Source organism: Bartonella sp. TS25HLJMH (assembly GCF_042193505.1).
GTDB lineage: Bacteria > Pseudomonadota > Alphaproteobacteria > Rhizobiales > Rhizobiaceae > Bartonella > Bartonella grahamii.
On record NZ_JBHILV010000002.1, the window covers coordinates 210853 to 224918 of the forward strand.

12 protein-coding genes are annotated in these 14066 nt (G+C 38.8%); 9 read left to right on the forward strand and 3 right to left on the reverse strand.

Annotated elements, in window-relative coordinates:
• The first annotated feature begins 111 nt into the window (after positions 1–111).
• From lpdA to ACFINF_RS02055, 3 genes are all read left to right on the forward strand, one after another.
• Positions 112–1572: a dihydrolipoyl dehydrogenase gene (lpdA, locus tag ACFINF_RS02045; protein WP_375619451.1), complete on the forward strand. Its 1461-nt coding sequence runs from the start codon at positions 112–114 to the stop codon at positions 1570–1572.
• A 67-nt stretch (positions 1573–1639) separates the two neighbouring features.
• The gene (gene lipA, locus ACFINF_RS02050; RefSeq protein WP_375619452.1) at positions 1640–2602 is read left to right on the forward strand and encodes a lipoyl synthase; all 963 of its coding nucleotides are present in this window, start codon (positions 1640–1642) and stop codon (positions 2600–2602) included.
• A gap of 2 nt (positions 2603–2604) precedes the next feature.
• Positions 2605–3066, forward strand: coding sequence for a type II toxin-antitoxin system RatA family toxin (locus tag ACFINF_RS02055; protein ID WP_375619453.1), 462 nt, complete (start codon positions 2605–2607; stop codon positions 3064–3066).
• Positions 3067–3618: 552 nt separating this feature from the next.
• Here ACFINF_RS02055 and ACFINF_RS02060 read toward each other — a convergent pair.
• Genes ACFINF_RS02060 through rirA form a run of 3 tightly spaced genes read right to left on the reverse strand, consistent with a single transcriptional unit; the run spans position 3619 to position 5762 of the window.
• Complete coding sequence (locus tag ACFINF_RS02060; RefSeq protein ID WP_375619454.1) at positions 3619–4107, reverse strand: CinA family protein; 489 nt, start codon at positions 4105–4107, stop codon at positions 3619–3621.
• Positions 4104–5294 (reverse strand): bifunctional 2-C-methyl-D-erythritol 4-phosphate cytidylyltransferase/2-C-methyl-D-erythritol 2,4-cyclodiphosphate synthase, encoded by a 1191-nt coding sequence (locus ACFINF_RS02065; RefSeq protein WP_375619474.1) that lies wholly within the window; start codon positions 5292–5294, stop codon positions 4104–4106. The genes ACFINF_RS02060 and ACFINF_RS02065 overlap by 4 nt, the downstream gene beginning before the upstream one ends.
• Positions 5295–5318: 24 nt before the next feature.
• Positions 5319–5762, reverse strand: coding sequence for an iron-responsive transcriptional regulator RirA (rirA, locus tag ACFINF_RS02070; protein ID WP_375619455.1), 444 nt, complete (start codon positions 5760–5762; stop codon positions 5319–5321).
• A 172-nt stretch (positions 5763–5934) separates the two neighbouring features.
• On the opposite strand from rirA, the gene ACFINF_RS02075 reads away from it, so the two are divergent.
• From ACFINF_RS02075 to clpX, 6 genes are all read left to right on the forward strand, one after another.
• The gene (locus tag ACFINF_RS02075; protein ID WP_375619456.1) at positions 5935–8202 is read left to right on the forward strand and encodes an ATP-binding protein; all 2268 of its coding nucleotides are present in this window, start codon (positions 5935–5937) and stop codon (positions 8200–8202) included.
• A gap of 1 nt (position 8203) precedes the next feature.
• Entirely contained in the window at positions 8204–9562 is a 1359-nt protein-coding gene (locus ACFINF_RS02080) for a sigma-54-dependent transcriptional regulator (protein WP_375619457.1), read from the forward strand.
• Positions 9563–9565: 3 nt separating this feature from the next.
• The gene (gene trkA / locus ACFINF_RS02085; RefSeq protein WP_375619458.1) at positions 9566–10942 is read left to right on the forward strand and encodes a Trk system potassium transporter TrkA; all 1377 of its coding nucleotides are present in this window, start codon (positions 9566–9568) and stop codon (positions 10940–10942) included.
• Between the two features lie 10 nt (positions 10943–10952).
• A complete protein-coding gene (locus tag ACFINF_RS02090) occupies positions 10953–11762 on the forward strand; it encodes a hypothetical protein (RefSeq protein ID WP_375619459.1) in 810 nt (269 codons plus the stop codon).
• A 146-nt stretch (positions 11763–11908) separates the two neighbouring features.
• The gene (gene clpP, locus ACFINF_RS02095) at positions 11909–12541 is read left to right on the forward strand and encodes an ATP-dependent Clp endopeptidase proteolytic subunit ClpP (protein WP_375619460.1); all 633 of its coding nucleotides are present in this window, start codon (positions 11909–11911) and stop codon (positions 12539–12541) included.
• A 183-nt stretch (positions 12542–12724) separates the two neighbouring features.
• Entirely contained in the window at positions 12725–13999 is a 1275-nt protein-coding gene (gene clpX, locus ACFINF_RS02100; RefSeq protein ID WP_012755013.1) for an ATP-dependent Clp protease ATP-binding subunit ClpX, read from the forward strand.
• Positions 14000–14066: the final 67 nt, after the last annotated feature.

The window sequence follows — 14066 nt, forward strand, 5'->3', positions numbered from 1 at the left end:
ATTTACGTGAAGCTTAAAGAAAAAGACATAAGATAATTCTGTGATGTTGTTTTACAGTCTTAAGTTCAAAAAATGCATATCCGTTTTATATATATCCATGGAGGAATTACTGTGGCAAATCTTTATGATGTAATTGTGATTGGATCAGGTCCAGGCGGATATGTAACCGCAATTCGTGCAGCGCAGTGCGGCTTCAAGACTGCAATTGTTGAACGTGAACATCTTGGTGGGATTTGTTTAAATTGGGGTTGTATTCCAACCAAGGCACTTTTGCGTTCGGCGGAAATGAAGCATTTTGCTGAACATGCGAAAGATTATGGACTAAAGCTTCACGGTTCAGTTGAAGCCAATATCAAAGATGTCGTAGCACGTTCACGCGGGGTTTCAGCGCGTTTAAATGCTGGCGTTGGTTTTTTGATGAAAAAAAACAAAATAGACATTATTTGGGGTGAAGCAAAGTTAACCAGGGGAGCCAAAGGAAGCCAGCTTGCGGAAATTATGGTTTCTTCATCCTCCAAACCGATTATGCAACCGCAAAATCCAATCCCTAAAGGGACGTTAGGGGAGGGAACTTATCAAGCAAAGCATATCATTATTGCAACAGGTGCACGTCCTCGTTCTCTTCCTGGGATTGAGCCAGACGGAAAGCTCATTTGGACTTATTTTGAGGCTATGATCCCACATACCATGCCGAAGTCGCTTTTGGTAATGGGTTCTGGGGCGATTGGTATTGAATTTGCCTCTTTTTATCATGATATGGGAGCAGCGGTGACTGTTGTTGAAATGATGCCTCACATTATGCCGGCTGAAGATGTTGAAATTTCAACATTTGCTCGTAAACAGTTAGAGAAAAAAGGCATCCGCATTCTTGTACAAGCAAAAGTAACAAAGGTTGAAAAAGCTTCCGATTTTGTCACTGCGCATATTGATGTGAAGGGTAAGACAGAAATAATCTCAGCTGATAGGCTGATTTCAGCTGTTGGGGTTCAGGGTAATATTGAGAATCTTGGATTGGAAGCGTTGGGCATAAAAACTGATCGCGGGTGCATTATAACCGATGAATGGGGTTGGACGGGTGTGGAAGGCATTTATGCTATTGGTGATGTGGCCGGTCCTCCTATGTTAGCACATAAAGCAGAAGAAGAAGGTGTGATATGCATTGAACATCTTGCAGGTCTGAAGAGCGCTCATCCGCTTGATAAAAGAAAAATTCCAGGATGTACATATTGCACACCACAAGTTGCCTCTGTAGGGCTTTCAGAAGCAGCAGCGAAAGAGGCTGGCTATGATATACGTATTGGTCGTTATTCTTTTTCCGCTAATGGTAAGGCCATTGCTTTAGGGGAAGATCAAGGATTAGTGAAAACTATTTTTGATAAAAAAACGGGACAGCTTCTTGGGGCCCATATGGTAGGGGCTGAGGTGACAGAATTGATACAGGGTTTTGTTATTGCCATGAATCTTGAAACAACAGAAGAAGAATTAATGCATACTGTCTTTCCACACCCGACTTTATCGGAAATGATGAAAGAAAGTGTATTGGATGCTTATGGTCAAGTTTTAAACGCTTGATGACTAGATTGTATGAAAGATTTATTATTTTTGATTGTTATTTCGTATTTATAAGGCAAAGGCTTAAATGGTTACGGTTGTTGATAGAGTTACAAATAGACATTTGCGTCATCCTGAAAAGGCGCATCGTCCTGATACAAGCGTTCAAAAAAAGCCAGATTGGATTCGTGTAAAAGCGCCAACATCACCAATTTATAAGGAAACACATAGTATTGTACGTACGCATAAGTTAGTGACTGTATGTGAAGAAGCTGGTTGCCCTAATATTGGCGAATGTTGGAGCCAGCGGCATGCTAGCTTTATGATTTTAGGTGAAATATGTACGCGTGCTTGTGCTTTTTGTAACGTTGCAACAGGTATTCCACTTGCCGTTGATGATAATGAGCCAGAACGTGTAGCCGATGCTGTTGCACGGATGGAATTAAAACATGTTGTCATTACATCTGTTGATCGTGATGATCTTGCTGATGGTGGTGCTGAGCATTTTGCAAAAGTTATTTATGCGATTCGTCAAAAAACTCCTAAAACAACAATTGAAGTTCTGACACCTGATTTTCGCCATAAGGATGGCGCTTTAGAAGTTGTTGTTGCTGCTAAGCCTGATGTTTTTAATCATAACTTAGAAACAGTTCCTTCTAAATATTTGAAGGTTCGTCCAGGGGCACGTTATTTTCATTCAATTCGTTTATTACAACGCGTTAAAGAACTTGATCCAACAATTTTTACAAAATCGGGAATTATGGTTGGTCTTGGGGAAGAGCGAAATGAAATTTTGCAATTGATGGATGATTTGCGCTCTGCTGATGTTGACTTTATGACGATTGGACAATATTTGCAGCCTACACGAAAACATCATCCAGTTGTTCGTTTTGTGCCTCCTGAAGAATTTGAGTCTTTTGCCAAGATTGGTAAAGTAAAAGGATTTTTACATATGGCCTCCAATCCTCTGACGCGTTCATCTCATCATGCTGGAGATGATTTTGCTATTTTGCAAAAAGCGCGTGATGAAAAATTTTCCTTACAGAGATAATTATGCCGATTTTTACAATACATCGGCAGATCACCCATAGTGCCAGTGAAATGTTTGATCTGGTTTCAGATATAGAGCGTTATCCTGAATTTTTACCAATGTGTGAGTCTTTAATAGTACGTTCTCGAAAAGAGTATGGGAAAAAAACATTGCTTCTTGCGGATATGACCGTTGGCTATAAGATTATCCATGAAACTTTTACGACTCAAGTATTTCTTCAGCCGGAAAAAAATCTTATAGAAGTTAAATATATTGATGGTCCATTCAAATATCTTGAAAATCGTTGGGACTTTCATGATATTAAAAATACCAATGCATGTAATGTAGAGTTTTTTATTGATTATGAATTTAAAAGTAAAACGCTTGGATTAGTGATGGGCTCAATGTTTGATATTGCGTTTCGTAAATTTACCGATGCTTTTGAGAAGCGTGCGCATCAGATTTATGGCTCTGCGATAACATAGTCTATTCTGTTATTTTTTAACAATACGTATTGCTTATAATAGCGTGAAGGTGAAAATCGGTTTCCATCTTTATTATTTGTTTTTAATTAAGCTTTTTCAGCTTTGAAAAGCATATGAAAGGAATATCATTTTAAATGATTAAGATGATGCTCAGCTTCACGCTTTTGTTTTCCTTTTTTAATAGAGGCCCATCCAAAAAAACGCCCAAATAGGACATGCTTGCGTCATATCCATTTCATAATAGCGCTCATAATAAATAGTATAGATCCTCGTAAAAGTATATAAATCCACATTTTTACACTTATGAAGAAGTTAGCCTGCACCATTTATTGCCATCTCTCAAGATGTTGCGCCAGCTCTTAGCATTTGAGAGAGGTACAAGTATCCCTTTCTTTAATCATTTTATTTATAAAGTTTTTTTCTTGTGGTGTGCAAGTGAATAAATTTGACTAATTGCAATTTCAAGTTGTGATGCAATAAATCATTTTTCCAAGATGTTGACGATTATAGACTCAATGTGGAATAGAGAGCTTTGAAATTAGTATGGGGAATTCAGTGAAGCAATTCCAGAATCATTTTAAAAACATTTTCAACAGTTGCATGGCGAACAACGTTGCGGTTAAGATGACCAAAGTGCATTTCTTTGTGCAGGGGGGAGTGATTTTTATAAGCAATTGCGCAATGCACAAGTCCTACAGGTTTATCAAGACTTGCTCCTCCTGGACCAGCAATTCCTGTTACAGAGACTGCAATGTCAGCTTGTGAATGTTTTAATCCACCCTCAGCCATTGCAAGAGCAACTTCTTTTGAAACGGCACCATAAGTTCTTATAAGTTCAGCACAAACGCCAACAAGGCGTGTTTTGGATTCATTTGAATAAACAACAAATCCACAATCGAGAACATCTGACGAGCCTGCAATATTTGTGAGGCTTGCAGCAATGAGTCCTCCTGTACAAGACTCTACAGTTGTTAATAGCAAACCTTTTTGGCGAAAGGTATTAAGGACTTCATGTGCTTGTTTTTCACAAAGATATGTCATTGGGGAAGTTCTCCTGAATAAAGAACGCTTGCTGTTGCAAGAGCAGCAATTCCTTCACCGCGACCAATAAATCCAAGCCTTTCATTTGTTGTGGCTTTGATAGAGATTCGATCAGGTGTCATTGAAAGTATTGTCATAAGATTTTCTGTCATGGCATGACGATAGGGACCAATTTTAGGATTTTCAGCGATAATTGTGATATCAACATTGGCGATACGACCACCTGCTTGTTTTAGAATATCAAGAGCATGACGGAGAAAAATTTCTGATGATGCATTTTTCCATTGAGGATCAGAGGGAGGGAAATGTGTGCCAATATCTCCAGCACCTCGCGTAGCGAGCAGGGCATCTGTTAGCGCATGAAGAGCAACATCCGCATCGGAGTGTCCATTTAATTTTTTATGAAAAGGGATTTTTATACCACATAAAATAAGAAAATCACCATCCTCGAAAGAGTGAACATCATAACCATTGCCGGTGCGGATATCAGGAAACATTTGCATTTTCTTTTGGAGATATAAATGTGCAGTATTAAAATCTTCCTGCCATGTAATTTTTATATTGTTAGGATCCCCAGGAACGGTGCGCATAGGAATTCCAAACCATTCAGCGATTGCGGAATCATCGGTAAATTCTTTTTTGCAAGCTTGTTTTGCTTGTTTATGGGCCGCTAAGATATGTTCAAAAGGAAAACACTGTGGAGTTTGTGCACTGTAAAGATGGGTACGAGGAATTGTTTCTAAAACATGCTGATTATTTACACGTTTAAGGGTATCAGAGATGGGAAGAACAGGAAGAATACCTTCTTGAGGCGTGATTGTGTTGTGAATGTTATCAAGAAGCTTGTTTTCGATAAAGGGGCGTGCACCATCATGAATATGCACATATTGGAGATTGAATTTTTTGAGTGCCTGAAGTCCATGTAAGGTAGAGATTTGACGTGTATTTCCTCCTTCAACGATAATAAGGCGCTCTTTAAAATCACCAATAGCTTGTTCACAGATTTGACGGTCTTCTGGATGAATAACAAGAATAATTGTTGTGATAGCTGGATGCTGCAAAAAACAATGCACGGTATGATAAATAATCGGCTTTTGTCCTAGAAGCCGATATTGTTTTGGAATTTTATGGGGAGAGCCTGCTCTTTCACCGCGTCCAGCGGCTAATATTATTGCTGCAATAGAAATACCTAATCTCCTTGTATTATAATCTTAGTTTGCCTTTTTGTCATTAATTTTAAAATGATTTTGAAAGGATGGTTGTTGTAGATCAGCAAGGGATATCACGGATAACACCTCAAAAAAAGCATTTAATGCTTTTTGAAGTGCGGTATTTAAACCACAAAAATCGATCAAGGGGCAAGTTGGTTCTGCAGTATCAAAACATTCTGCTAGGGAAAAGTTGTCTTCTGTTACTTTCACAACATCAGCGACTGAAATCTCTGTTGCGGGTTTCGCCAATCTAACTCCACCATTGCGTCCACGCACTGTTTGTATAAAACCTGCTTGAACAAGCAGCTGAAGGATTTTAAATAAAAAAAGTTCTGAAACGGCATATGCTTTAGCAATTTCTGGAACACGACTGAGAGTTCCCTGATTATCTGCACAATACATGAGCATTCGAAGAGCATAATTTGTTTGTTTTGTTAATCGCATCTCATTTCCTTTGTAAATTATCGTCGAACACAGTTTATTTTAAGATATTTTGCAAAATGTAGAAGTTCTTTCTCATTGACTATATTTGCCCTATTTTAAATGTAGTATTAGTATTGTCAATTTTTGCTACAAAAGTTTATATGAGAATAATGGGATAAAGGTATGTAAGCTCATGACGAATATAACATCTGTGACAAATCTTCAAGACATAGATAAAAATACTTATAACGATGAGTTGTATCGTTTAAGTAAGGTATATATTTTTTTAGGGATTACAATTATTGTATTGGCTTTACTTACGGCCTCTGTTTCATTTATTATTCTTATTGGACTAACCCCTGTTATTCCCAGTAGAACAGTAACCCTTATTCTTATAGGGATTAATAGTTTTTGGGTTTTAGGGCTTATTGTCATCGTTTTTTATGAGATGATTCCGATCATTCGTGCTTGGCGTTCAAGGCGTGCAGGATCGCGTCTTCATGTGCGCCTTATTTCATTGTTTGCACTTGTTGCGACAATGCCGGCTGTTGCTGTAGCTCTTGTATCGGGTCCAGCACTAAATTTAGGACTTGATCGATGGTTTGATACAACAACGCGGCAAATTGTGGGCTCTTCTATTGATTTAGCAAATGCTTATGCAGATGAAATGCTTCAAAATTTAAAAAATTTATCCTACGCGATGGCATTTGCACTTGATAACAAAAAACTCTTAGAACGTAATCCAGCTGAATATAGGATGCAATTGACGCGTCATGCTATAGGACGCAATTTGCGTGGTGCATTTTTGTTAAGTTCTAGCGGAGCTATTTTTATATCGAGTGCTCTTGGTGATGAAGATAAACTGCCAATTCCTCCTTCCAATCTTATTGAACGTGCAACCAGTGCGAGGCCTTTTTCTTTTCAACCAGGCGTGCATGATTATTTTGGTATTATTTTAAAATTTACCAACATTCCAAATACATTTTTATATTTGGTGCGTGACGTTGATAAAGGTGTTTTATCTGCTTTGCGTTTGACAGAAGTTAATACAGATCGTTATCGTGATTTAAATGAAAATCGCCTGCTGACGCAAATTGCATTTGGTATGCTTTATTTATGTCTTTTTTTTAGTTTATTTCTATCAGCTATTTGGGCCGCTATTGCTGTTGCTGATCGCTTAGTACGTCCTATTCGTCTTCTCATTAGTGCTGCTGATGATGTTGCTACTGGAAATATGGAAATTTTTGTGCCGGTACGCGCGAAGGATGGAGATATTGGGCAATTATCCAAAACTTTTAATTACATGGTCAGTGAATTAAAAAGTCGGCGCAATGAGTTGATTGCAGTGCGTGATCAAATTGATGAGAGACGGCGTTTTTCTGAAGCAGTGTTATCGGGTGTAACAGCAGGAGTAGCAGGTATAGATGATAATGGTGATATTACAATTATTAATCGGTCTATTGAAGCGATGTTTGATATTCGTTCTGAACAGGTTGTTGGACAAAGTCTTTTATCTTTAAGTGCTGAAATTTGGCAGGTTTTTCAGTTTTCACGTTCATTGGATCGTAAAAATCATCGTGAGCAGGTTACTTTAAACGTTGCAGGAAAAGAGCGTGTCTGTAATGTTCAAGTTACGATGGAAGAGGATGATGGACAGGGGCAATCTTGGGTTCTAACAATTGATGATATTACAGACCTTGTTGCAGCACAACGTACAGCGGCGTGGGCGGATATTGCACGGCGTATTGCACACGAAATAAAAAATCCCCTCACACCCATTCAGTTATCCGCTGAACGCATTCGTAAACGTTATAACAAAGTTATTACACAAGATAGAGAGGTCTTTGAGCGGTGTATTGAGACAATTATTCGACAGGTTGGAGATATTGGGCGTATGGTTGATGAGTTTTCCTCTTTTGCACGTATGCCTAAACCACAAATGCATATTTTAGATATACGAGAATTGTTGCGCGAGGCATGTTTCTTGATAGAAGTGACACGACATGATATTCATTTTGAGCAAGATTTAGGAAGTCTACCACTTATGGGTGCATTTGATAACCGTCTCATTGTACAAGCTTTTTGCAATGTTATCAAAAACGCGAGCGAATCTATAGATTCAGTTATGCGAGAGGAAAATATTCACGGTCATATTCTTGTTCGTTCTTATCGTCAAGAGGAATGGGTGGTTGTGGATGTTGTTGATAATGGGAAAGGACTTCCTAAAGAGCAAAGACAAAAGTTATTAGAGCCCTATATAACAACGCGGGAAAAAGGAACAGGGCTCGGGTTAGCCATTGTGCGCAAAGTTATTGAAGATCACGGTGGTTCCATGGAGCTTCATGACGCACCGGAGAGTTTTTATGAAGGTCGTGGTGCGATGATCCGTTTGATATTTCCGGTGGATGGGGGTAAGCAGGGTAGTATTATACAAGCCATAAATCATAAGATAGGGGAATAGTATGGTATCAGATATCTTGATTGTTGATGATGAAGCAGATATTCGTGAGCTTGTTGCTGGTATTTTAGATGATGAAGGTTATGAAACGCGTGTTGCTTGTAATTCTGATGAAGCATTGGCTCAAATTAGTGAGCGTATTCCAAAGCTCATTTTTTTGGATATTTGGCTACAGGGCAGTCGTCTCGATGGTTTAGCACTGCTTGATGAAATTAAAACGCAATATCCAGCTCTTCCGGTCGTTATGATCTCTGGTCATGGTAATATTGAGACGGCTGTTTCCGCTATAAAACGAGGGGCATATGATTTCATTGAAAAACCTTTTAAAGCTGATAGACTTGTATTGGTTGCAGAGAGAACACTTGAAAACTCAAATTTAAAACGTGAGCTTTTAGAATTGCGAAAGCGTTCGAACGAGTCATTAGAGTTGCTCGGAAAATCGACAGTTGTAAAAAATTTGCGTCAAATCATAGAAAAAGTAGCACCAACCAATAGTCGCATCATGATAACAGGTCCTTCAGGGGCAGGAAAAGAGACTGTTGCACGAACTATTCATGCGCTCTCAACGCGTTCGAATGGGCCATTTGTTACAATAAATGCTGCAACGATCACTCCGGAAAGAATGGAAATAGAGCTGTTTGGCAGTGAAATGGAAGGAAGAGAGCGCAAGATTGGTGCCTTAGAGGAAGCTCATGGTGGTATATTATATCTTGATGAAATTGCTGACATGCCACGTGAGACTCAAGGTAAGATTCTTCGGGTGTTAACGGGGCAGACATTTGAAAGAGTCGGCGGCACAAAACGTGTTAAGGTGGATGTCCGTATTATTTCTTCGACAGCGCAAAATCTTGAAAACCTCATTTCCGATGGGCGCTTTAGAGAAGATCTTTTCCACCGTCTTTCCGTTGTTCCTATTGCTGTTCCGCCTCTTTCAGCGCGTCGTGAAGATATTCCAGAACTTGTACATCATTTTGTAAAAACAATATCACAGCAGGTTGGGATTAAACCGCGTGCAATCAGTGATGATGTGATTGCTATTTTGCAAACGCATGCTTGGCCGGGTAATGTGCGGCAATTACGTAATAATATTGAGCGTCTTCTTATTCTTGTGCGGGATGGTGATGGTCCTATAACAGCGGACTTTCTTCCCAGTGAAGTAAGTGATTCTTTGCCACGTCTTCAAATGGATTCAGATGAAAGTATAATGGATTTGCCGTTACGTGAAGCACGAGAATTGTTTGAAAAGAGATATTTAGTGGCACAGATTGGGCGTTTGGGTGGAAATATATCACGTACTGCTGAATTTATAGGCATGGAGCGTTCAGCTTTGCACCGTAAACTTAAAGCGCTTGGAGTTTCGTAGATTATGCGTGTTATTATTTGCGGAGCAGGACAGGTTGGTTATGGGATAGCAGAGCGTCTTGCTGCTGAAAATCACGATGTTACTGTTATTGATATTGAAACGAGATTAATTGAAAAGATTCGCGATACATTGGATGTGAGAGGTTTTGTTGGTCACGGCTCACGTCCTGAAGTTCTTTTGGCTGCAGATGCAGACAAAGCTGATATGTTGATTGCTGTCACTTTGTTTGATGAAGTCAATATGGTAGCTTGCCAAGTAGCACATTCATTATTTAATGTGCCCACAAAAATTGCTCGTATTCGTTCACAATCTTATTTAGAACCACGTTATAAGACGCTTTTTTCCAGAGAGAATATTCCCATTGATGTGGTTATTTCGCCAGAAGTTGAAGTTGGGGAAATGGTTTTGCGCCGTATTGCTTTACCTGGTGCAATAGATGTTCTTTATTTTTGTAATGATGATGTTGTTGCGCTAGCCTTGGAATGCATGGAAGATTGTCCAGTTATTAATACACCTTTGCGTCAATTAACAGAGCTTTTTCCAGATCTTCATACGACGGTTACCGCTATTAAACGTGGCGCGGAATTATTGGTTGCACATTCAGAAACGCAATTACGCGTTGGTGATATAACCTATCTTGTTGTTTCTCGTGAACAGATGCGTCGTGCTGTTGGGCTTTTTGGTCATAAAGAACAAGATGCCCATCGCATGATTATTGCAGGGGGCGGTCACATTGGTCTTTATGTTGCACAGGCTATTGAAAAGCGTTTCCATAAATTAAAATTGAAGATTATAGAATCACATAGAGAAAGAGCTCTCACAATTGCCGATCAGCTTGAAAAAACAACAGTTTTATACGGTAACGTGTTAGATCCAGTGATTCTACAAGATGCGGGAATTGATCAGTCCGATTTAATGATTACATTGACCAATCAAGATCAGGTTAATCTCTTAAGCGCTATTATTGCTAAAAGATTGGGCTGCAAAGCCAATATGGTATTGATTAATAATGTTGCCTACCAAGAATTTAGTCGTGCCGTTGGTGTGGATGCATATCTTAATCCCCATAGCGTTACAATATCGAGAATTTTGCAACAAATGCGCCGTGGGCGTATTCGTTCTGTTCATTCAGTTTTTAATGGCCGAGCAGAAATTATTGAAGCTGAAGTGATGCAAACATCTTCATTGGTTGGTAAGTCATTATCAGAGCTCAATTTATCAGATGGTTTGAGAATTGGTGCAATTTATCGCAATAAGACAATAATACAGCTTTCGGCAGATACGCGCATTTTGTCTGGTGATAGAATAGTGATTTTTGCTCTTGCTGATAGGGTTCGTGATGTTGAACAACTCTTTCGCGTAAGTTTAGAATATTTTTGATATATTATCTATGGATATTTGTACTTTTTGGTATAGTGGACAATTAAGATTGGTGGATAGGCTTTGTTTGTCCTCAATGGTTAAAACTGGACAGCGCGTTAAGCTTTTTAGTTATGATAAAAAAATAGATAATCTCCCTGCCGGTGTTGAGTTGCATGAGGCCGAATCAATTTTACCACGCTCAGCAATTTATCGCCTTGATCCCGATTTTTCTGATGATAAACTAGGGTGTACAATTGTTCAGTTTTCGGATTTTTTTCGTGTTATGCTGATGAAATATCAACAAGGTGTTTGGTTAGATACAGATGTTTACCTTGTTAAACAATTTCATCCAGATGCGGATAAGGTTTGGTTGGCAAGAGAAAATAATACAAGAGTAGGCGTTTCTGCACTTTATTTTCCGCCTAATAATCCTATTATAAAAGTATTTGAAGATTATTGGGCAGGCACAGAAATTATTCCTCATTGGCTTGGGTTTAAGCGTCGTGTTTGGAGACCGTTCTGGTTAAAGAGGAAAAAAATACCGATTTTGCCAGGAACTCTTGGCGTTACGATATTTGGCAATGATGGTGTTTCGCGATTAGCAAAACGATATGGTTTTTTTCATGAAGCAAAGGAAAAGGAAACTTTTTATTATTGGACTGGGCGAAAAGCTGAACGTATTTTTGAACCAGCTTTTGGCGTAAAGCCGCTTACAGATTCACGCTTGATAGGCTTTCATATTCACAGAAAGACAAAGACCACGAAAAGACCTCGGGAAGGAAGTTTTTACCATTGGGCGGTATCTCGCATTCCTGATGTTCATCATTTGTTTAAGTAGAGTTATTATTGCTATTTTAACTATTGGGATTTTAATCTATCTTAAACAGCTCTTGATTGTAGCTTGCACAAGAGAGTAATGTTAACGTATGGATAAAAACATTGAATGTGTAAAGAGCGGTTGTTATATGAACGGAAAGTAGAAATATGAGTGATCCAATGAAAACAGCATTAAGCCTTGTTCCTATGGTTATTGAACAAACCAATCGTGGTGAACGGGCCTATGATATTTTTTCCCGTCTTTTAAAGGAGCGGATTATTTTTATTAATGGTCCTGTCGAAGATGGTATGGCAATGCTTGTTTGTGCACAATTGCTTTTCTTGGAAGCGGAAAATCCTAAAAAAGAAATTAGTCTTTATATTAATTCTCCAGGTGGTGTCGTAACATCTGGTATGGCTATTTATGATACTATGCAGTTTATTCGCCCTCCTGTTTCTACGCTTTGCATGGGGCAGGCGGCATCTATGGGGTCTTTATTGTTAACAGCTGGAGCAAAGGGTCATCGTTTTACATTGCCAAACGCACGTATTATGGTGCATCAACCATCCGGTGGTTTTCAAGGTCAAGCTTCAGATATTGAGCGACATGCGCAAGATATTATAAAGATGAAACGGCGTTTAAATGAAATTTATGTTCAACATACAGGTCAAGATTATGAGATTATTGAGAAAACTCTCGATCGCGATCATTTTATGACAGCAGAAGAAGCCAAAGCGTTTGGCTTAGTTGATGATGTTATACAATATCGTGCAGAAACTGAAAAAGAAGAAAAAGATTAAGAATTTTTATAGAAAAAACAGCTACTTTAAATCACAGAGTTTTATAAAAAATATCGCAAAATAAGAGAAACACCTAAAAATATTGAGACATGCATGGTTTTCTATATGTCTTTTAGTTTTCATGATGAAAAGCTTCCTTTGAAAAGGAAAAGTATTCATATATCGTGGTGAAAGGAAAGAAAAATGAGCAAAATTAGCAATAGCGGGAACGAATCAAAAAATACTCTCTATTGCTCGTTCTGCGGCAAGAGTCAGCATGAGGTGCGTAAGCTCATTGCGGGGCCTACTGTATTTATCTGTGATGAATGTGTAGAGCTTTGCATGGATATTATTCGGGAAGAAAATAAGTCTTCTGGGGTTAAGGTGCGTGATGGTGTTCCTACGCCACAGGAAATTATAACAGTTCTTGATGATTATGTTATTGGTCAGCAGCATGCAAAGCGTGTTCTTTCTGTTGCTGTTCATAATCATTATAAACGGTTGGCGCATCAGTCTAAAAGCAATGATATTGAGTTGGCTAAATCAAATATTCTTCTTGTTGGTCCAACGGGCTGTGGTAAAACTTATCTTGCACAAACATTAGCACGTATTATTGATGTGCCTTTTACGATGGCGGATGCGACCACTTTGACGGAAGCAGGCTATGTAGGTGAGGATGTAGAAAATATTATTTTGAAACTTCTTCAAGCAGCAGATTATAATGTTGAACGTGCACAACGTGGCATTGTTTATATTGATGAGGTCGATAAGATTTCTCGTAAAGCAGACAATCCTTCTATTACAAGAGATGTTTCGGGGGAAGGAGTTCAGCAAGCGTTATTAAAAATTATGGAAGGAACGATTGCTTCTGTTCCTCCTCAAGGTGGACGTAAGCATCCGCAACAAGAGTTTCTTCAGGTTGACACCACAAACATCTTATTCATTTGTGGAGGGGCTTTTGCAGGTTTAGAACGGATTATTTCAGGGCGTGGTGAAAAAACCTCTATTGGTTTTTCTGCGACCGTTAAGGCTCCTGATGAGCGTTGTGTCGGTGAAATTTTTCGCGATTTAGAGCCGGAAGATCTTATAAAATTTGGTTTAATACCAGAATTTATTGGGCGCCTTCCTATAGTCGCTACCTTAGAGGATTTAGATGTTAATGCCCTCATGCAAATTCTATCACAACCTAAAAATGCTTTAGTAAAGCAATATCAGCGTCTTTTTGAAATGGAGAATGTCGAGTTATCATTTCATGAAGATGCTTTACGTGTTATTGCGAAGAAAGCAATTGAACGTAAAACTGGTGCTCGTGGTTTACGTTCTATTATGGAGAAGATCCTTCTTGAGACGATGTTTGAGCTACCGGCTCTTGAAGGCGTTCAAAAAGTGGTTATTTCGAGTGATGTCGTTGATGGGAAAGCGCGTCCTCTTTATATTTACTCAGAACGTGCAGAAGATAAAGAAAATGTATCAGCATGATATTGTGCTAAGCACAATATGAAAGGTGGTAATGAACGGTATTTGATGGGTGTTTATAATAATATCA